This is a genomic window from Paenarthrobacter sp. NPDC058040, assembly GCF_042885775.1.
In the GTDB taxonomy this organism is placed as follows: domain Bacteria; phylum Actinomycetota; class Actinomycetes; order Actinomycetales; family Micrococcaceae; genus Arthrobacter.
This window is the reverse complement of record NZ_JBHVRN010000012.1, coordinates 144405-165917: the sequence shown is the minus strand read 5'-3', so window position 1 is coordinate 165917 and position 21513 is coordinate 144405. Positions and strand designations below refer to the sequence as shown.

The following is a 21513-nucleotide window of genomic DNA, read 5'->3' as shown; positions in this document are numbered from 1 at the left end:
ACTGCCCCAGCCCGACTCTCATTAAGTGAAACTGCACTCCCAATTGGTGGAGTGCAGTGCCCCATCGCGGATGGCACCTGCGCTACACCCCGGCGCGCGCTCAGGCCTGTCCAGGACGGCGGTTCTGGGCATGGTGGGCATCGTCTGTTGGCTGTTGGCGCTGCTTGCCACGGCTCCCGAGGCAACCGCGGCAGCACACCCCAGCACGAGCCTGGGTGCGGCTGCCAAGGGATCAATGACGACCACCGTGACAGTTCCCGCGGCACAGCATGTTGCCTGCGCGGCCCAAAAGGACGCGGCTTCATGCGACGCCGATGGGGATGCCATACCAGACGCTGTCGAGGTGGTGGTCTGCGGGTCCGGTACGTGCGCGACAGGTCGGGAAGACACCGATGCTGACGGGATTCCTGACTGGACCGAGGTCAGGGCGTGCGGTGATACGAAATGCGCGGACCCGGCGGCCGACGTTGATTCTGACGGCGTCCCTGACTTCGCCGAGGATTTGGCGTGTGGGTCGGCGACGTGCTCCAACGGCCGCGATGATGCGGATGGGAACAAGGTCGCAGACTGGATCGACGTCGTCATCTGCGGGACACCCGGGTGCGCGACCGGCGAGGAAGACTTCGACGGGAATGGAGTTTCCGACGCCGCCGAACTGGCTGCCTGCGTAAAGGAGCAGCCGAGCATCTTTGGGATCCCCGTGCCGGGCTCGGCAGGGTTCCTGGCTTCTACGGGTTTCCAGGCCTGGGCTTTGGCGCTGTTGGGAGCCGTGTTGCTCGGTGGCGGTGCCCTGTTGATCTACCGCAGGAAAGTCGCCACCACCGCAACCGGCGACGACGGTTCTTCCACGGGCGGCGACGCATGAGCCCCCGCCGCAAGGCAACGGGATCAATGCGCCGACGGCTGACTTTGGGAGTGGCCGGCGTCGGGCTTTCCTGTGCACTGGCCACCTCGACGCTGACGCCGAGCTACGCCTCCCTGGTAAATAGCAGCACATCGGCGCGGGCCGAAACCCTGGCCACGGCACAAAACGCGTCCCAGGGCCTGACCCGGTCCGTGCCGTTTGTTGCGCCCAAAGTCGAGGACGGACAGGGCCCTGTTAAGGACGCTCCTTATGTTGCTACGGGTGCGGTCCGGCCCGGTCAGGAGTCGGCGATCAGGGCGGATCAAGTAGGCGCGAAAGTCAGGTTCTCCGGCCACGAAATCAAGGATCCGTTGGAAGTGTCGGTCAAGGAACTCGCCGATGGAGCCGCCCGGACCGCAGCTGCCGAAACCGCCGGCGTGGTGTTGAACAGCGCAGTTCAGATCACCGCAACCGCCCCTGACGGCCAGGACATCACCTCGTTCCCAGCTGACCCGACAATCATCGAAACCCCGGACGGTCCCGACGTGGTCGCAGCTGTGGACCCGGGTGTTGGACTGGAACTGGCCATCGACGAGACCCGCCTGGGCACAACGGCGGGGAAGGTTGATCCCGCGTCGGTGCGGATCATGACCCGTGAGAATCCTGGGGATCCTTGGGTTGAGCTGCCTTCCTACTATGACAAGGCCACCGGCAAAGTACGGGGCGAGTCGGACCACCTGTCCCAGTTCGTGGTGATCGGCACCCCGTTCGCCCCGCCCGCCGGACCGCGCGTGGTGCTGGATCCTGACGATGACGTGGCCACAACCACCGGCCCCGGCGGAGCCATGACCGAACTGCCACAGAACGTGCGATTGGCGAACGAGGTTGCGGCGATGATGACTGCCACCTGCAAAGCCGACGTTTTGGTCACCCGTCCCACAGCGTCCCCGCGGTTCATTTCCCCGCAGACCCGGGCGGCGATGGCGGCCGCACATAACCCGGACCTGACCGTGACCTTGGCCTTCGACGCCCTGTTCGGACACCCGTGGGGTACGGCCGCGGATGGTGGCACCAAAGCGTACAGCCGTGGCGGGCCAGACGACAACGCGGTGACGAACTCCTTGATCGCCCAGATGCCCGCCTACACTGGCCGGCCCGCGAAGCAGGATTCTGCTGGTGCAACAACGCCTCTTCCCTATCCGGATCTGGGTTCGTTGCCGGGCGCTGTAGCGCATCTGGAAACGCTGAATATCGACCACAATTACGATCGGCCCGTGATCGATCATGGCTTCGCTTCGATCACCAACGGCGTCTTCACCGGGCTTGGGAAGTATCTCGAGACCAAAGGCTTCAACTGCACCAACCCCACAACCGGCGGTTGGCCGTCGAAACCCTCAGCGGCTGAGCTGGCAAAATGGCGCAACCTGGGGTTCCACAACTATCAGGCCTACGGCGCCGAGCCGGTCTCCTTCACCACCGGGAACCTCATTGAAAAGTTCCCACTGTTCACCCTCACCGGACCCGGAAAACAGAACCTTGACCTGTCCCTGGTCTATAACTCCCAGGATGGCAGGCTCTCCCGTACCGGCGCCGGCGTCTCGTTCGGGCTGGGCGCCCGGGTACAAAGGTTCGACGACGGGTCGGTCCTGGCAGTGCGTGGGGACGGGGCCTCGTATGTTTTCACGGGCAACGGCGCCGGTGGCTTCACCGCAGAAGCGGGCACACTGAACTTCCTCAGTGACGCCGGGAACGGGCGGCTCTTACTGGCATCCCTGGACGGCGAATCCTGGTTGTTCGACGCCTCCGATGGTGACGGCATCGGTGAACTGGTCAGACACACGGACCGGCAAGGGAACACCACCACCCTGGTTTACGGTCTTGGAACACCAGAGACACAGTTCCTTCCGCTGGCCTCCATCACCGACGCCGCGGGACAGACCGTTGCCGTCGGGTCCGACGATCTGGGCCGGGTCACTTCCTTCACGCACCCGGATAGCAGGATCTGGAGACTGGCCTACGACGCCGCCGGGAACCTGGCCGTCATCACCGAACCGGACGGCCGCACCCGTTCCTTCACCTACGACGGCGCACACCAACTCATCGCCGCCATCGATCCCCTCGGGGTCCTCTACCTGCGCAACGAATACGACGACGCCGGCCGGGTAGTGAAGCAGTGGGACGCCCAAAGCAACGAACGGTCCTTCACCTACGACGACGCCGCGAAGACCACCACCTACGTGGACAACGAAGGCAACAAGACCGTTTACACCCGAGACGATAACTACCGCGTCACCTCCATTGTTGACGCGGCCGGTGGGGACCAGAAGTTCTCCTACGACGGCAACAACCAGGTCACCGGTTACACGGACCAAAACGGGCACACCACCAGCTACGCCTACGACACCACCGGGCACGTCACCTCCACCACCGCCCCGGACGGGAGCGTCACGTCCTACACCTACACCCGGGCAGGGGACCTCGCATCCTCTACGGACACCGGCGGACCCGGCGGGGCCACTCGCACCACCAGCTTCGATAACGATGCCAGCGGGTTGCCGGTCACCGCGCACCTGCCCGACGGCACCAGCATCACCAACGCGTTCGACGGCCGCGGAAACCTCACGGCGTCCACCGACCAACTGGGCCATACAACCACGTACGGCTACGACGGACGCGGAAACCTGGACAAGACCACGGACCCGCTCGGCCGGACAAGCACCTTCGCCTACGACGCTGCCAACCGGGTCACCGCGGCTACCGACCCGCGCGGAAACACCACCACTTTCGCCTGGGACACCGCTGACCGTTTGGTAACGCAGACGGACGCCGACGGCGGCGTAACCGCCCTGTCCTACGACGGGAACAACCACCTAACCTCGACTACCGACCCTACGGGGGCCGTCACCACGTACGAATGGGACACCCTGTTCAGGGTTGCCTCCGTGACAAATCCCGACGGCGGCAAAACCACCTACGCGTACAACCGCGAGGACGAGCTCACCAGGATCACCGACCCACTCGGCGCCGAAACATCGTTCGAGCTCGACCCGCTCTACAGAATCACCAAAACGATCGATCCCCTCGGCGGGGCGTGGACCCAGACCTGGGACAAGGCAGGGAACCTCCTCACCGCCACGGACCCCGAAGACGGCACCACAAGCACCAGTTACGACGTCCTGAACCGCGTCACGTCCACCACGGACCCGACCGGCGCAAATACCCAGTTCACCCTCGACAGCGTCGGGCGGACCACCGCGGTCACCGACCCAGCCGGGGGTGTGCGGAAGTTCGAGTACGACGCAATGGATCGGCTCGTCAGAGCCGTTGACCAGTCCGGGAACGCAACCACCACCACGTACGACAAGGCAGGGAACACCGTCACCGTCACTGACCGGCGCGGGCAGGCTTGGAAACGCTCGTACGACGCCGCCGGGCAGCTCACGTCCTCGACTGACCCCACCGGCGCGGGCAGCTCGTTCGGGTACGACGCGAACGGGAACAGGACTACGGTCACCGACCCGCTTAAGCGGGTCACGACTGCTGCCTACGACGCGATGAACCGGGCCGTGGCTGTGAAGAACCCAGCGGGAGAAACGACTACTACCACCTACGACCGCGCAGGGCGCGTCATTTCCGCTACGGATGGGGACGGGGACGCTTGGACCCGGTCCTACGACATCGCCGGCAACCTCGTAAGGACCCTCGACCCCGACGGAGTTGCTGCCTCGTACGGCTGGGACCTCGCTGGGAACCAGACATCCATGACCGATGGGAACGGCGCAGTCACCGCCTATTCCTGGGACAAAGCCTCCCAGCTGACTGGCGTCACCGAAAACCGCGTCGTCGGAAAGGAACAGGACGCGGACACAAACGTCATCACCAGCTACGTGTACTCCCCCGCTGGGTACCTGTCCGAGGTCACCAACCCGAATGGCAACACCACAAAGTTCAGCCACGACAAGGCCGGGCGGACCACCGCGGAAACCAATCCCGCCGGGCGCAAGTGGACGTACGAATACGACGGCCGCGGGCTGCTGACAAAGCAGAAAGACGCGAACGGGACCACAACCACCCACGACTACACCCCCACCGGGGACCTGTCCACTGTCGCCCACTCCACCGGGCAGAAGACCTCCTATGGGTATGACGCGGAGCAGGCGCTGATCACCATGGACGATTCCATCGGTGCCTCCGCCTGGACCTACGACGCCCGCGGGGCGCTGAAGTCACAGACGGATGCGCTGGGAAAGAAGCTCTTCTACGATTACGACCCCGCCGGGCAACTCACCACTCTCACCCTGCCCGCAGGAAAGACCAGCCCTGCCACCACAGGCAGTTCTGGAGGGCAGCCCACCTCCGACAAGTCGGTGGGGATCTCGTACAGCTACGATCCCGCCGGACGGGTCAAGTCCCAGACCTCGCCCTGGGGATCAATGGACTACAACTACACGCCTGCCGGGAACACTGCCGTCGTGACGCGCTCCAACGGCGTCACGACCACCACCGACTACACCCCCGCGAACCGCACCAAGACGATTAGCCACAGCACCAAGTCCACCTCGGCTCCCTCTGAAGCGCGGGCCGCCGCGGGGACTGCTCCTGATGTGCTGCCGGAAACCAAGCCTGTTTCGCATGAGGCGAAAGCCTGCACCACCGCGGCCACATATCTGGCCAGCCGGGCTCTGCCGGATCACGGCGCGACCGGTACCAACTGTGTCAAAACGGCGGAATACTTGGCCCGCCGCACCCTGCCCAGCACGGACGCAGGCATCGCACCGGGCGAATCCCTGACCGTGGGCTACACCTATGACAAGAACGGCAATACAGCCTCCCGGACCCGAACCAACGGAACCACCCCGACGTCGGATACCCCAGTCAGGGACACTCGCGACTACACGTATGACCCCCTCAGCCGGCTCATCGGCTCCACCTCCAGCACCGGGCTGAAGAACACCTACAACTTCGACCGGAATGGGAACCGGATCGGCTGGACCACGAACGACAACCCCTCAACCACCACGGTTGGCGATCCCTTGGACGTGACCGCGGTTTTCGACAACACCGACCAACTCACCAATGAAACCCGCACCGGACCTGGCGCAGGGACGGCTGGTTCGGCGACGACGTCGTACGCGTATGACCCCAACGGAAACCGCACCAAAGCCACCGTTGCCGGCGGAGCCACCACCACCTTCAGCTACACCCCCGACAACCAGACCCAATCCGTCACCGGGTCAGGCATCGAGAGCACGTACAAGTACGACGGACTCGGGAGGAACCTCACCAGTTCTGACAAGACCGACTACGGGATCCATGAAACGTCCACGGCGTTCAACGGGCTCACCCCCATCCAGAACACCGACAACCACGGCACAGCGAACCTGATCCCGGACAACGTAGGGCACGTCGCACTGCAAACTGGGGCCACCACCGTCGAAGACCGGTGGGAACTGCTGGATCGGCTCGGCTCTACTATCGCCCAAACTACCGACGCCGCCGGTACAGGGGCCATCACCGAACTGTCCGAGTACTCCGACTACGGTGTCCAGGAATACGGCACCACCGGCTGGGACTCCGACCCCAACTACACCGGAAATCCGACCGACAGCACCTTCGGCACACACCAATTCCACGCCCGCACCCTCGACCCGTCCACCGCGACCTGGACCGGGCAGGACAAATGGCGCGGTCTCCTCAACGCACCCCAAACCCTCAACCGCTACGCCTACACCCTCAACAACCCCACAACCCTGGTCGACAACCTCGGCTACGACCCTGTCAGGGTCATCGACGGGACCTCGTACGACTACCTGCCCGCATCCCAAAGCTGGGAACCAATACCCGACAGCACACCGGCATTCCTGCCCGTCCCGCCCGTGCCGCCACTCTCCATCCGGCGACCCGATTACACACCATCTACCGGTAACTCATACTTCAATCGCATCCTCCAGCAGGCCGCCGTCTACACACCTGCCCGTGCCAGCGCACCCCAGATCAGCGCCACACACACCGCTCTGAATTGCGTTGGGAACGTGAAGGTCGGAATGAGCCCGGAGCAGCTGGCCATCAACGAAGCCTGCGGCAACGCACTCGCTGAGGCCAACCTCCAAACCAAGCCTCAATGGGCGCAGGACCTCGTTCACGGCAACCAGGCATTCGCTGACAAAGCCCGCCCACTCGTTGCCCTGGGCATCGCCGGATCTGTGGGCGCTGGAGCAGGTGGAAAGGCCGGGATTGATGCCCCGGGCGATTCCGGTTGGGCGAAGGCCAGCGGGATTTTGCGTTCGGCTTCAACGGGCAAGGGCAACTTCGGATTAGGCGAAGCCACAAGTGCAGTGGATGCTCAGGCCGGAAAAGCTTGGGTAGGTGAGGGAGCGCGGCTCGCCCGCGATGGCAAGACCTGGGTTAGCTCAGATGGCCTACGACAGTGGCGGCCTCCCACGGAGAAGCCTAGGCTCGGTAAAGTCCAGTCAAACTATGAAGAGAGGTACCAGCCGTCCGGCCAGTGGCAAAGTAACGGTCATCTAGACATAGTGGATCTTCCATAACAAGGAGTCAGTCGTGCGGCACTACAAGATATTTCGTTTACTATGTCCAATGCTGTGACGAGTCCCTTGGACGCGGACATCATCAATCTCCTGGCCGCCCGAGGAGGAGTGGCCACGCGTGTCTACCTCGAAAACGGAACCGTGTACACCGTTTTCAACATCGCCTGGGGATATGACATGGGTGAGCCTTTTGCCCACGTGACCACAAACATAAGCCCAGAAGTTAAGGGAGCTCCCATCGACGTTTTTTGCACTGAAGACATAGTTCAGATTCGCGACGAGTCGTCGGATGCGATAATTCTTGAGACCCGCAAAGGAGATCAGCGGGCGTAGATGACACGAATCGTTGAGGGCCGCAACATGTAATGAGTATCCGAAGATGAATTGTGGGCGGTACGGGCAAGTAGCTGATTCGACTGGCGTGTACGGACGTCGCAACTGATGCAAAGTCTAATGAAAACTGACAACCGCGGCTGGCGCGCATCTTAGTGAATGACCGGAATCGATAGATCTATGGAATTCAATCCTGACTGCGGGCAAAATTTGGATGACAGAATGACGAGCTTCGCAATATTTCCGGAACTTGGCCAAGAATGGGGAGAGGGCAATCAACGTATCACACCGAATTTTCACCGTCGATCCCAACATGAGCATCGGCGTCGGAACCAAGCGCCCGCGTGAGCAATGCGCTCTGAACAGACAGCGCTTATGCGTTGAGCCCCATGGGTCTGCGAATCCGTGCGACGCAGCGCTTGAATCGAGAATGCTGGCCTCCGCATGACGATCCGGTGGAGAAGGACCTATTTTTGTCCTGTATGCGGATATCCACGTATGAAGGAGCCTCCATATGGGTTAAACGAGATAGCGAGCTGTGAGATCTGCCCATGCTGCTGGATTGAATACGGTTATGACGATGGGGGCCGAGACGGCGAAGAACTCCAAGAAGTTCTATCGCTGCTACGAAATCAGTGGATAAAGGCCGGAATGCCGTGGACCAGAGGCGACCCACCCGCTGGTTGGGATCCGACGACCCAGTTAAGAAACGTTGATATGGATCGTGGACCGGGAGCTGGAGCTGACCGCTACCGCTACGATCCGTGATGCCGCTCAGAAGTGACCTCTACCGAGGTAACCTGCGAGGAAATTTGCCTATTAGGTAAATTCTTCAATAGCTGCGATGAATTCCGTTGCCCAGAGGTCGCAGGAGCTCCCATCGACTTCTTGAGCACGGACGCCATCGTTCAGATTCACGATCAATTAACGGGCGCGGTACTTTTCACATCCTGAAATGGCACGCAGAGGAAATGAACGGAAACTGCGAATCCACTAGCTTCTTCAAGGAGTTGTTAACGCTGATCTGCTGCTGTCTGATGAGCCCGAGGAAATTGCCACGTGCCTGCGCCAACTGGACCATTTCGGCCGCTACTGGGCTGGATCAATAGGTCTGGGCCAAGAATGGGGCAGCGGGGAAGTGCCGTTTAACACCGTGTTCTCACCGTGGATCCCTTCATGAGGGCAGACGTTCCAAGTACAGAACAGGCTGCCCTTTCTTCCGGAACCGACGATGCTTGTCCTGATTCCAGCCTTCCGCGGCCCGATCCGAGAACCGTCATCCAGAAAATCGTTGAAAACTGTCAGAGCCCCCGCATAGTGTTCTTCCTGTCTCCACCACTAGACCATCAGCCGCGGAGTTTGCCGCGGCCTGACAACAGGAGCTGTACACATGCCTACGCCTGATATCACTGCCGGTTCGCCGTGTTGGATCGACCTGATGACCTCCGATACAGAGAAGGCGAAGTCCTTCTACAACGCGCTGTTCGGTTGGACCTATGAGACCGGAGACGAAGAGAAGTACGGCGGCTACATCACCGCTTCCAAGGACGGGAAGCTCGTGGCCGGCATCATGCAGAAGCAGGAAGACATGGGCGCCATGCCGGACCTCTGGTCCACCTATCTGCGCACCGATGACATCAAGGCCACCACCGAAGCAGCAGCCGCGAACGGCGGCCAGGTCTTTATGGAGCCGATGGAGGTTCCCGAGCAAGGCGCCATGGCCATGTACGGAGACTCCTCCGGCGCCTCCATCGGCGCGTGGCAGTTCGGTGAAATGAAGGGCTACCAGGTGGCTGCGGAGCCCGGGACCCCGGCATGGCACGAACTCCTGTCCAAGGACTACGATTCCGCCGTCTCGTTCTACCAGAACGTGTTCGGCTGGGAAACGGAAGTCATGAGCGACACTCCCGAGTTCCGCTACACCACGCTCGGCGCCGGAGACGACGCCAAGGCCGGGATCATGGACGCCGCAGGTTTCCTGCCCGAGCAAGTGCCGTCCATGTGGAGCGTCTACTTCGCCGTCGAGGACACCGACGCGACGGTGGAGAAAGCAGTCGGGCTGGGAGCCACAGTGACACAGCCCGCTGAGGACACTCCCTTCGGACGACTCGCCACCTTGTCCGATCCAACAGGTGCCACGTTCAAGGTCATCCAAGACTTGGGCCAGACCGCTTAGACTTTTGATTTTCGGATCGTGCCGGCCGCCCCCTACCCAAGGGTGGCCGGTACGGTCTGCCCATTGCCGGGCCTGGGGGATCGTTCGGCGTGGGGTCCCTGAGTTCGGTCCTCCAACCACTGACCGTGGGGTCCGGGCATCCACTCGGAGCCACCTGCGGTCCTTCTGGGGAATGAGGACCGGAAATTGCTTCACCTTTCACAAACCTTCAAGGCTGCCGCCGTGCTCGGCGTCGCCTCGCTGGCACTCGCAGGATGTTCACTCATCAGCAGTGGCGACGCCAAGAGGGACGAGTCCGGCCGGCCGACGGAAACGTCCGTGGCGGACGCCTTCAAGATCAAGGTCGGCGACTGCATGGCTGAGCCATCCAGCAACGAATTCCAGGACGTGTCCATCATTCCGTGCGACCAGAGCCACGATCTTGAGGCGTTCGCGGCAAAGAAGATCGTGGCAGACTCCTACCCGGGCGAGTCCGAGGTGCAAACGCAATCGGAGGACTATTGCGGTACTGAATTCGCAAAATTCGTGGGTGTTCCCTACGACGAGTCGACGCTGGACATGACCTACTTCTACCCCAGCAGCGAGACCTGGAAGCAAAGAGACCGCGAGATCATGTGCCTGATTGGCGGCCCTTCCGGGACATCCACCAAGGGCACGCTGAAAGGCGCAGCCAAGTAATCCTGCCGGTGGCCGGGGCAACCCTCCGGCCACCGGCAAGCCACTCCCCATTCATCCGTTCGTGTTCAGCTAGGCCCGAGGCAGCTTTACCCGGGAGTAACTTCCGGCACATCGCCCACTTCACAAGACAGCGGGCGTCGTCCATAGAGCCCCACAGGGTTCCTGATGAAAGTTAGAGCGGATGAACCATAAGCACTGGAAATTGTTAGCGGGCACAGTCCTGTCGGCGGGGCTCATAGCGGCCCCGTTGACCGCTGTGCCGGCCTTCGCGGCTGATGACCCCGCTGCCGGCACGTCGCCGGTGGTCATCAACGAGGCCTACTTGAGTGGAGGCAGCACCGGCGCCGCCTTCAAGAACAAATTCGTGGAGCTTTACAACTCCTCCGATGCACCGGTCAGCCTCGCGGGCTGGTCGCTGCAGTACCGTTCGGCAACCGCAACCGGAGCCCCCACGGGCATTACTGCCCTGACCGGAAGCATTCCGGCCAAGGGCTATTTCCTGGTCCAGGGAGCCACGAACAGCGGCACGTCCACTGCCCCCGCCCTGCCCACGGCGGATGTGCAGGCCACCGGAACGCTGAACCCGAGCGGCACGGCGGGCACTCTGGTCCTCGCCAAGCAGACCACGGCAGTATCGCCACTGGCCCCTGGTTCCGTGACGGGCGACGCGCTAATCGCAGACCTCCTCGGCTACGGCACGTCCAACACGTTCGAAACGGCCGCGGCAACGGCCCCAACGGGAAACACGGATGTCCGCAGCCTGAACCGCACCAACGGCGTAGATACCGACTCCAACGCCACCGATTTCAGCCTCAGCGCGTCCATCACCCCCACAGCATCGGGCGGCAGCGGGACGCCCACAGACCCGGAACCCGAACCCGGCGCCAAGACCATCGCCGAGATCCAAGGCACCGGCGCGGCCAGCCCGTTCGTCGGCAGCACCGTTACCACGCGCGGCAAGGTGACGGCGGTCTACGCCACCGGCGGCTTCAACGGCTACTACGTCCAGACCCCCGGAACCGGCGGCGACAGCAGCGGGGCGGCCAGGACGGCGTCGGACGCTTTGTTCGTCTACTCCCCCACGACGGCGGGTTCCGTACGGCAAGGCGACTACCTGGAACTGACCGGCGTCGTCAGCGAGTTCGCGAACCAAACGCAGATCACCGTGGACGCCGCGGGGCTGAAGAAGCTCACCGAGGCCGCCCCCGAGGTGAAGGCGACCCCGTTCGCCCTCCCGGCCAATGACGCGGCGCGTGAAGCTTTCGAAGGCATGCTGGTCGCGCCCGAAGGCAATTTCACCGTCACGGACAACTACTCCCTGAACCAGTACGGCGAAATCGGCCTCGCCGCCGGAACCTCGCCACTGGTACAGCCGACGGCGGTAGCCGCCTACGGTTCCGCGGAGTACGCGGCGGTGGTGGCCGACAACGCGATGCGCGCCATCAAGCTCGACGACGGTGCGTCCACCAACTTCCTCAAGGACGCAAGCACCAAAGCCCAGCAGCTCCCGTACCTCAGCACCACGGATCCTGTCAGGGTGGGCTCCCCCGCCAAGTTCAAGACCGACGTGATCCTGGGCTACGGCAACAACTCCTGGAAATTCCAGCCGCTCACGGCACTGACCCCGGCCAACGCCGATACAGTGCAGCCGACGTCGTTCACCACTTCGCGGCCCGAAGGCCCGTCAGACGTTGGGGGCACGCTCAAGCTCGCGTCGTTCAACGTGTTGAACTACTTCCCCACTACGGGTGACCAGCTCAGCGGTTGCGTTTTCTACACCGACCGGGACGGCAACCCGATCACCGTCAAGGAAGGCTGCAACGCCCGTGGCGCTGCCAACGCGGAGAACTTCGAACGCCAGCAGGCCAAGATCGTCGCCGCCATCACCAAGGCTGGCGCCGACGTAGTCTCCCTCGAGGAAATCGAAAACTCTGCGCAGTTCGGCAAGAACCGTGATGACGCACTCTCCAAGCTGGTGGATGCCCTCAACACCAAGACGCCTGGCGTGTGGGACTACGTCCGCACTCCCGCCAATGCTCCCCCGCTGAGCGATGAGGACATGATCCGCACCGCATTCATCTACAAGAAGGCCACCGCCGAACCCGTTGGCGAATCCATCATCCACAACGACACCGTTGCCTTCGCAAGCGCCCGTAAACCCCTGGCACAGGTGTTCAAGCCGGTCGGGGCAGCCGATGACAAGAAGTTCATCGCGATCGTGAACCACTTCAAGTCGAAGGGCTCCGCAGCCACGCCGGACGACACCGACAAGGGCCAGGGCGCTTCCAACATCGCGCGCACCAAGCAAGCCGAATCGCTGCTGGCCTTCTCCAAGGACCTGCAAACATCCAAGGGCACGGACAAGGTGTTCCTGATCGGCGACTTCAACGCCTACGCCAAGGAAGACCCCATCAACGTCCTCACCGGCGCCGGCTACACGGACCTCGAAGCCGGGACCAACAAGCACTCCTACCTCTTCGGCGGAATGGTGGGTTCCTTGGACCACATCCTCGCTTCCCCCGCCGCCCACAAGGCCGTGACGGGAACGGACATCTGGAACATCAACTCCGTGGAGTCCGTAGCGCTGGAGTACAGCCGGTATAACAACAATGTGACCAACTACTATGCTCCGGACGAGTTCCGCGCCAGCGACCACGATCCCGTGGTGGTTGGCCTCAACCTCGCTCCGGATGCACCGGCGAGCGTCGACCTGCAGTTCCTGGGCATCAACGACTTCCACGGCCGCATCGATTCCAACACCGTGCTCTTCGCCGGAACGGTGGAAAAGCTTCGCGCAGCAGCCGCACCCGGAGCCACGGCCTTCATCTCTGCCGGCGACAACATCGGCGCCTCGCTGTTCGCTTCCTCGGTGGCGAAGGACCAGCCCACCATCGATGTCCTGAACGCCCTGGAGCTCCAGGCTTCTGCGGTGGGCAACCACGAGTTCGACGGCGGTTGGGCAGACTTGCGCGACCGGGTCATCGCCGGTGGAAACAACGCCAAGTTCGCTTACCTCGGCGCCAACGTCTACCAGAAGGGCACCACCACCCCGGTCCTGCCGGAGTACAAGGTCCTGGAGATGAACGGCCTGCGGGTGGCCGTGATCGGCACGGTTACGCAGGAAGTTCCGTCGTTGGTAACGCCTGCGGGGATCACGGACCTGGAATTCGGTGATCCGGTGGAAGCGATCAACCGCGTCGCAGCGAAGATCAAAGCTGACAACGCCGCGGACCTGATCATCGTGGAAAACCACGACGGCGCCGCTTCCGGAACGCCGGAAGGCGCCACATTGGAGCAGGAAGTGGCGGCCGGCGGCCCGTTCGCCAAGCTCGTCAACGAGACCACTCCCGACGTCGCCGCGATCTTCACCGGTCACACGCACAAGGAGTACGCCTGGGACGCACCCATCCTGGACAACGGCCAGCCCACCGGCAAGACGCGTCCGATCGTCCAGACCGGCAACTACGGCGAGAACGTGGGCAGTGTGACCCTGACGGTGGATACGGCTTCCAAGGCGGTGACTGCATACAAGGCCTCGATCGTTGACCGCACCACGGACACAGCCGAAAGCCTGGTAGCAAGCTACCAGCGCGTCGCCGCAGTCAAGACCATCGTGGACGAAGCCCTGGCCAACGCCGCGGAGATCGGGAACCAGCCAGTGGGCTCGGTGACAGCTGATATCACCACAGCCTTCACCCCGGATCCGGCGGGCGGCGCCCCGAAGCGTGACGACCGCGCGAGCGAATCGACGCTGGGCAACCTCGTGGCCGACTCCCTGGTGGACACGCTCAAGGCGCCCGAACTCGGCTCGGCCGAGATCGGCGTCGTGAACCCCGGCGGGCTGCGGAACGAGCTGTACTACGCCCCGGATGGAACCATCACGTACGCCGAGGCCAACGCCGTGCTGCCGTTCGTGAACAACCTCTGGACCACCTCCCTCACCGGCGCGCAGTTCAAGACGCTCCTGGAACAGCAGTGGCAGACCAACCCGGACGGCACCGTGCCAAGCCGCCCGTACCAACAGCTGGGTCTGTCCAAGAACGTCAACTACACCTACGACGCCGCCCGGCCAGCGGGTGACCGCATCACGGGCATTTGGGTCAACAACGCCGTGATCGATCCTGCCAAGCAGTACCGGATCGGGACGTTCAGCTTCCTCGCTACCGGTGGTGACAACTTCCGGGTCTTCAAGGAAGGCAGCAACACCAAGGACACCGGCCTGGTGGACCGGGACGCGTGGATCACGTACCTGCAGGCGCACAAGCCGGTCTCGCCGGACTTCGCCCGGCGTTCGGTGGCCGTGGCAAACACCACTGCGGCCGAGGTCAAAGCTGGAGACGCCATCACGCTGACCGTGTCCAAGCTGGACCTGACGTCGATTGGCAGCCCGGCCAACAAGACGCTCAAGGCCGTCTTCATCGATGCCAAGGGTGCCAGCACGGATCTCGGGGATGTGCCAGTGGCCTCCGGCGCAGCGAACGTCAGCCTCAAGGTTCCCGCAGCAGCGGCGGCCGGCACTGGCACGGTGGTGCTGACCGCCGTCGAAAGCGGCACCACGGTGAAGGCGCTGGTCAAGGTGGCAGCAAGCGGCCCGAATCCGCCGCAGTGCACCGCCCCCACCAAACCGTCCAAGTGGTATGACGTTGTGGGCTGGCTCCGCTACGCATTCGCGTGGCTGGAGTACCAGAAGTGCTTGAGGGGCTAAGTACCCGTTGATGGCAGCAAGGGAGCCCCTCACGCCGGTGAGGGGCTCCTTTGCGTGCAGTGGTTAGTTGCGGACGGATTCGGGTTCCTGCGCCTTGTCAGCGTCCTTTTGCAGCTCGGCACGGAAGTGCCCGTAGCGGGCCAGGTGGGTAGGCCGCTTGCGGAGGATGGCCCACGCCACGCCCAAGGCAAGGAACCACACCGGCGTCACAAGGAGCGCCATGAGCGTGTCCGGCTGGGTGGTCAAAGCCCACAGGATGAAGGCAAAGAAGGCGAAGACAACCCACACCATCACCACGCCACCGGGCATCTTGAACGCCGAGGCCTCGTGAAGCTGCGGCCGGCGCTTCCGGAACGCGAGGTAGCTGGCCAGGATGATCGACCAAACAAAGACGAAGCAGACGGCGGACACGGTGGTCACCATGTCGAACGCCTTGCCGACGTCCTGCCCGGCGTACATGAGGACGACGCCGGACAGCAACAGGACGCAGGAGAGGAACAGGGCGTTGCGGGGTACTTTGCGTCCGGACAGTGCGCTGAAGACCGCGGGCGCGTCGCCTTCCTGGGCCAGGCCATAGACCATCCGGGACGTGGAGTAGATGCCGGAGTTGGCCGAGGACATCGCTGAGCTCAGCACCACCAGGTTGACGATGGTGGCGGCGGCGCCGAGGCCTGCCAGGGAGAACATGGCGATAAACGGGCTGTGTCCGGCAGCGAACTGGGTCCACGGCGTGACGGACATGAGGATGATGAGGGCGCCCACGTAGAAGAGGAGCACGCGGATGGGGATGGAATTGATGGCCTTGGGCAGGTTCTTTTCCGGATCCTTGGCTTCGGCTGCCGTGGTTCCAACCAATTCGATGCCCACAAATGCGAAGACCGCGATCTGGAAACCGGCCACGAAGCCCATGAATTCGTTGGGGAAGAAGCCTCCGTGGGACCAAAGGTTGGTGAAGCCGGCCGGTCCGGCGTCCGACTGGAAGCCGCCGAGGATCATGAACAGGCCAACGATGATGAGTGCTGCGATGGCGACGATCTTGATGAGGGCGAACCAGAACTCGGTCTCGCCGAAGGCCTTCACCGTGGCCAGGTTGAGGAGCAGGAGGATGCCGATGGTGATGAGTCCGGGGATCCACAGTGGCAGGCCGGGCCAGAGTTCCTTGGAGTAGCCCGCGATCGCGATCACGTCCGCGATGCCGGTGATGACCCAGCAGAACCAATAGGTCCAGCCGGTGAAGAAGCCCGCCCAGGGACCCAGGAGGTCGGCGGCGAAGTCGCTGAAGGATTTGTAGTTCAGGTTGCTCAGGAGCAGTTCGCCCATGGCGCGCATGACGAAGAACAGCATGAAGCCGATGATCATGTAAACGAAGATCACCGAGGGGCCGGCAGCGGAGATGGTCTTGCCCGAGCCCATGAAGAGACCGGTTCCAATGGCGCCGCCGATGGCGATCAACTGGATGTGGCGGTTGCTGAGTTGCCGTTCCAGGTGGGGCTCTTGCTTGTTGCCGGCATCTGTTGGTGGGCGCTGAATCGTCATGAGGAACTCCATTGTTCAGGCGGCACACGTGGTGTGCCACGATGATTCGGGTTCCTCCCCGCTCTGTCATTGACCTGAGAGTTTCCGCGTTCCTGCGCACAGGACCGCTTGCACCTTCGGTGAGCCCGGGAATCCCGGACTGCTTTCCAGAGTTGCCTCGCCGTGGCGGTACAGGGTGCCTGAGAGATTCCTGGGGAGGGTTTGCTCCTACGGCGCCTGACGGGATGTACCGGCAGGACTCTCCCGCCACGGATCACAAGCGCGCATCACCTGGCCGGTGATGCAGCTCACACAGTAGCGAAGCCCGGAGCGGTACGCAAGCGTCCCAGCTCACGCCGGGTTCGAGCGGCTGTTCAGAGTCCCAGGATGCTGCGGGCGATTTCGTCCGCATCGCGCAGGGTCCGTTGCCCGCTCCTGTACGCCCGGCCTTTGGTGGGCCGGGCCTCGGCTGCGATGGCGGTTCCCCACTGCGTTGCGGACAATTGCAGGCCCAAAACATACAGCCCGTTGGTTACGGAACCGTTGGCCGCCACCGGCCGGTATGGATGCGGCTCAACGTCCAGGCCAGTGGTCTGTACCGGAGTTCCTTCAACGCTCATCATGATCTTGGTGCGAACCAGGCCGTCCGCCAGCAGCTGTTCAAGAAGCGGCGAGATGTTCATGCCAACGCGGTTCGCGGGCGACATCGCCTCGATCAACGTGCGGGCCTGAGCCGGTGCGTCCCGCACCCACGGCGAGAAAGCGCGGAAGACTTTGGCGTTACGGTCCACGCTGAACTTCGGGTCGGGTCCCACGAAACTCACGACGCCGGCACGCGCCAAGGCGGCCAGCTGTTCCGACCGCAGGGCCGGGGGTCCGCTGGCAAGCCCCTCAACGAAGGACTCGAACCAACCGCGGAGCTCAGCCACCCAGGATTCGTCCGTGATGCCGCCGTCGGCCACCACGGTCTTGAGAATCGCTCGGCCCGTGTGCAGCGCACCAATGGCCATCTTCACGGGGTCAGATTCACCCAGGGCGGAACGCCGGGCGTCATCGTCTAGATAGTCGGTGATGGCTTTGTCCAAGTCCCGGCGCGAGGCAAAGGTCCGCCCGGCCAAAGGCGCGGCAAGTCCCCGCAGGTTGAGCCGCCGAGAGGCCACGACGTGCTTTTCCACGAGCGCACCCACTGCGCTTTCCCAATTGCCCGTGGCGTGGGCGTGGGGTTGCAATGCGTCTTCAAGGTCGGCAAGGAACTGCGCGGCGTCCCTGATGGCTGCCGGCTGTGACTTTGCCAGCGTCGCGTAGTACGCCCACAACGCGTCCCGGTGCAGGAGGGGCCAAAGGTCGTGGTCGAAACCGGGCTGGATTCCGGCTGCCTTGAAACGGTCCATGGCTGCCTCGGTCAGGTACCGGAGCGTGATGCTGGTGGCGTAGTAGCCGGACAGCCCGGCCTTGGCGCGGTACGGGGTGCCCCTCCGTGAAGCGGCGATGATCTTAGGTTCGCGTCCGGATGGGCGGTACTCGAGCATGCCCGCCCCGGGCGCAACTGCGTCAACAAATTTGCCGCCACGGCCCTCAGTCAGCTGGCCCATGACATCGAAGAAGTTCAAACCCATGCCACGGACCAGTACTGGCTCGTTGTCCGGTACCCGGGTCCAGTCCACATCGGCCGGAGGAGCGGGCGGGAAATAGAGCAGCCCCTGTTCCCCTGCGGCAGTCTGGAACGAGCGCTGCTCCGGATTCAGGCGGGATTCGATGTGCCCCAGCGCGAGGACCACGGAACCGACGGTGAGTGAACCGCCGTCGGCCAGTTCGACGTCGAACGTTCCTCCCCCAACCGGCCGCGCCGCCACGGCGGACGTCTCATGGAAGGTGACCTCGACGCCGTCGGGCAGTCGCTGGAGCAACTCAGCGAGGGTCTGCCGCAAATAGCGCCCATAGATGGCGCGGCTGGGGAAGTTGTCCGACTCGAGACTGGCTAACTCCGCCTTTTCGGCCCGGTTCAATCCCTGGCCATCACGACGCCGTGTGACGCGCCATTGGTCGAACGACGTCCCGGCCAGAGGGGGCGCGAGCTCGGGGTCCTCTGGGATGAGCGTCGGGTAGAACGACTGGGTATTCATCAGGTAAAGCCGCGACTGTTCGGGCTGCCACACATGGCCCGAACCTGCAGGATACGGATCAATGACGTGGATGTGGAGCTTCGCGGTTGTGGTCACAATCGCCTCATCCGTGGCTCCGGCCCAGTTCGCGAGCAGCCGCTCAAGCACACTGGTGCCCCGGGGACCCGCCCCGACCAGGGCAACACGGAAGATTTGCGATTTAGCCACGCTCAAGCCTAACGTCCGCGTGACTTGCTTCCCTTTGAAAAGTGTTGCTTGGATGGGGCGATGACCACCACAGAAGCTGATCAGACGCCCCTCCCCGAAGACCGCCCCCTTTCCGGACCCCGCCACGCCGCCGACGCAGCAGCCGAGCCGACGGATGAGAACGTCTGGCTGGAGGATATCCATGGCGAAGAGCAGCTGGCCTGGGTCCGCGAGCAAAACGCCCGTACCGAGGACCTGCTGGAAGACGCCGACTACGCCGCGGTCGAGGCCGGGATCCTCGAAGTGCTGGACTCCACCGACCGGATCGCCATGGTGAACAAGCGGGGCGATTTCTACTACAACTTCTGGAAGGACCGGGAACACCCCAAGGGTCTGTGGCGCCGCACCACGTGGGAAAGCTACCTGACCGACTCACCGGAGTGGGATGTCCTGTTGGACATCGATGCCCTTGCTGCCGCGGAGGGCACGGAATGGGTCTTCCACGGCGCCGGTTTCCTCCGGCCTTCGGACGGGGCCGACTACCGGCTGGCCATGGTCTCCCTCTCTCCCGACGGCGGCGACGCCAACCGGTACCGCGAGTTCGACGTCGAGACGCGCACCTTCGTGGATCCGGCGGCCGGCGGCTTCGACGTGCCAACCGCCAAGGGCAACGTCAGCTGGCTCGATGCCGATACCTTGCTTGTTTCCTCCACCGCCGATGGCCTGCCGGCAACGTCGTCGTCCTACGCCAGGACCGCCGTGAAACTCCGCCGCGGGCAGTCCCTTGCCTCGGCGGAACAGATCTTCGAGATCCCGGAAGACCATATGCTGGCCATGGTGGCCCACGACTCCACTCCGGGCTACGAGCGGACCTTCGCCGTGGACTACATCGATTTCTACAACAGGAGCACCTGGCTGCTCCGTGGCGGTGCCTGGGTGTCCATCGATGTGCCCACCGACGTGAACATCAGCGCACACAGGGAATGGCTGATGTTCCGCCCGCAGAAAGACTGGCCCTTGGCAGATACCGTCTATCCCGCAGGGTCGCTCCTGGCCGCCGATTTGGAGGCGTGGCTTGGCGGATCACGCGACGTGGTGGTCCTGTTCACCCCGGACCAGCACACGTCCCTGCAGTCCTGGAGCTGGACCCGCGACTACCTTCTGCTGAACCTGCTGCACGACGTCTCATCCGAGATCCGGGTGCTCGACCCATCCCGGCTGGACGCGGCCGGGTCCTGGGCCTCCAGCAACCTGGACGCCTGCCCTCCCCTCCACGACGTCAATGCCTACGCCGTGGACGACGAGGACGAATCCGGTGCCGGCAACGACTATTGGCTCGTGGCCACCGGCTTCACCACGCCCACCACGCTCACGCGGGGCGCATTGACCTCCGGCGAGGCCGTGTACTCCCTGGATGCCGGACGGACCGGGGGCGTCAACAGCCACCACGAAGAGGTGAAGAGGTCGCCGTCGTTCTTCAACGAAGCCGACTACGAGGTGCAGCAGCACTTCGCCGTCTCCGCTGACGGGACCCGCGTGCCCTACTTCCAGGTGGCTTCGAAGGACCTGGTCCTGGACGGCCAGAACCCCACGCAGCTCTCCGGCTACGGCGGATTCGAAGTTTCCCGCACGCCTGCCTATAGCGGCACAGTGGGCCGCGCCTGGCTGGAACGCCGCACCACCGGCCCCGATGAGCACGCTCGCGGAGGGGTATACGTTGTGGCCAACATCCGCGGCGGTGGCGAGTACGGCCCGTCGTGGCACCGTGCAGCCCTGCAGGAGAACCGCCACCGCGCGTATGAGGACTTCGCGGCCGTTGCCCGGGACCTGATCAGCCGCGGCGTCACCAGCCGGAGCCGCCTGGGCTGCGTAGGCGGTTCGAACGGTGGCCTTCTTGTGGGCAACATGCTCACCCAGTACCCGGAGCTGTTCGGCGCCGTTTCGTGCGGGGTCCCGCTGCTGGATATGCGGCGCTACTCCAAGCTCTCAGCCGGATACTCCTGGATTGCGGAGTACGGCGACCCGGACGTTCCCGAGCAGTGGGAGTACATTCGCACCTTCTCGCCCTACCACCTCCTGCACGATGGCGTGGAGTACCCGGAGACCTTCATCTGGACAGCCACGTCGGACGACCGCGTGGGCCCCGTCCAGGCCCGCAAGATGGCCGCACGCATGCAGGCCATGGGCATCCGCAACGTCTGGTTCCACGAAGCCTTGGAAGGTGGCCACGCGGGAGCCTCCGACAACAGGCAGGCCGCGGCCCTCCAAGCCCGGAGCAACCATTTCCTGTGGCGGTCGCTGGCCGGGAGCAACTGACGACTTTCGCTGGAGACTCGCACCGGATTGCGCGGCTGTTTTGCACTGGACCGCACGTTCTGCGTATCCTTGGTGGGCTAGCAATAGCG

General features: G+C 63.4%; 9 protein-coding genes and 1 riboswitch. Of the genes, 7 read left to right on the top strand and 2 right to left on the bottom strand.

From position 1 onward, the window contains the following. The first annotated feature begins 25 nt into the window (after positions 1-25). From ACFVSJ_RS17730 to ACFVSJ_RS17705, 6 genes are all read left to right on the top strand, one after another. Positions 26-865: an LPXTG cell wall anchor domain-containing protein gene (locus ACFVSJ_RS17730; RefSeq protein ID WP_387438255.1), complete on the top strand. Its 840-nt coding sequence runs from the start codon at positions 26-28 to the stop codon at positions 863-865. Beyond that, complete coding sequence (locus ACFVSJ_RS17725) at positions 862-7392, top strand: RHS repeat-associated core domain-containing protein (RefSeq protein WP_387438254.1); 6531 nt, start codon at positions 862-864, stop codon at positions 7390-7392. Before ACFVSJ_RS17730 ends, ACFVSJ_RS17725 begins: the two co-directional genes overlap by 4 nt. Positions 7393-7446: 54 nt before the next feature. After that, complete coding sequence (locus tag ACFVSJ_RS17720; protein WP_387438253.1) at positions 7447-7725, top strand: hypothetical protein; 279 nt, start codon at positions 7447-7449, stop codon at positions 7723-7725. Between the two features lie 1390 nt (positions 7726-9115). Further along, on the top strand, positions 9116-9901 hold the full coding sequence (locus ACFVSJ_RS17715; protein WP_387438252.1) for a VOC family protein: 786 nt from the start codon (positions 9116-9118) through the stop codon (positions 9899-9901). A gap of 186 nt (positions 9902-10087) precedes the next feature. Next, positions 10088-10579: a septum formation family protein gene (locus tag ACFVSJ_RS17710; RefSeq protein WP_387438251.1), complete on the top strand. Its 492-nt coding sequence runs from the start codon at positions 10088-10090 to the stop codon at positions 10577-10579. 181 nt (positions 10580-10760) lie between these two features. Beyond that, the gene (locus ACFVSJ_RS17705) at positions 10761-15284 is read left to right on the top strand and encodes an ExeM/NucH family extracellular endonuclease (RefSeq protein ID WP_387438250.1); all 4524 of its coding nucleotides are present in this window, start codon (positions 10761-10763) and stop codon (positions 15282-15284) included. Between the two features lie 63 nt (positions 15285-15347). Here ACFVSJ_RS17705 and cycA read toward each other — a convergent pair whose 3' ends face one another. Together cycA and ACFVSJ_RS17695 are read right to left on the bottom strand one after the other, a co-directional pair. Then, positions 15348-16820, bottom strand: coding sequence for a D-serine/D-alanine/glycine transporter (gene cycA, locus ACFVSJ_RS17700; RefSeq protein WP_387438249.1), 1473 nt, complete (start codon positions 16818-16820; stop codon positions 15348-15350). Positions 16821-16976: 156 nt separating this feature from the next. Next, positions 16977-17076: riboswitch (glycine riboswitch) on the bottom strand. Between the two features lie 97 nt (positions 17077-17173). Further along, the gene (locus ACFVSJ_RS17695) at positions 17174-19129 is read right to left on the bottom strand and encodes an FAD/NAD(P)-binding protein (RefSeq protein WP_387438248.1); all 1956 of its coding nucleotides are present in this window, start codon (positions 19127-19129) and stop codon (positions 17174-17176) included. Positions 19130-19189: 60 nt separating this feature from the next. On the opposite strand from ACFVSJ_RS17695, the gene ACFVSJ_RS17690 reads away from it, so the two are divergent. Continuing rightward, complete coding sequence (locus ACFVSJ_RS17690; protein WP_387438247.1) at positions 19190-21424, top strand: prolyl oligopeptidase family protein; 2235 nt, start codon at positions 19190-19192, stop codon at positions 21422-21424. Positions 21425-21513: the final 89 nt, after the last annotated feature.

Coding starts and splice junctions, on each gene's coding strand:
- ACFVSJ_RS17725 (WP_387438254.1), top strand. CDS start 862: ATGAGCCCCCGCCGCAAGGCAACGGGATCAATGCGCCGACGGCTGACT.
- ACFVSJ_RS17715 (WP_387438252.1), top strand. CDS start 9,116: ATGCCTACGCCTGATATCACTGCCGGTTCGCCGTGTTGGATCGACCTG.
- ACFVSJ_RS17705 (WP_387438250.1), top strand. CDS start 10,761: ATGAACCATAAGCACTGGAAATTGTTAGCGGGCACAGTCCTGTCGGCG.
- cycA (WP_387438249.1), bottom strand. CDS start 16,820: ATGACGATTCAGCGCCCACCAACAGATGCCGGCAACAAGCAAGAGCCC.
- ACFVSJ_RS17690 (WP_387438247.1), top strand. CDS start 19,190: ATGACCACCACAGAAGCTGATCAGACGCCCCTCCCCGAAGACCGCCCC.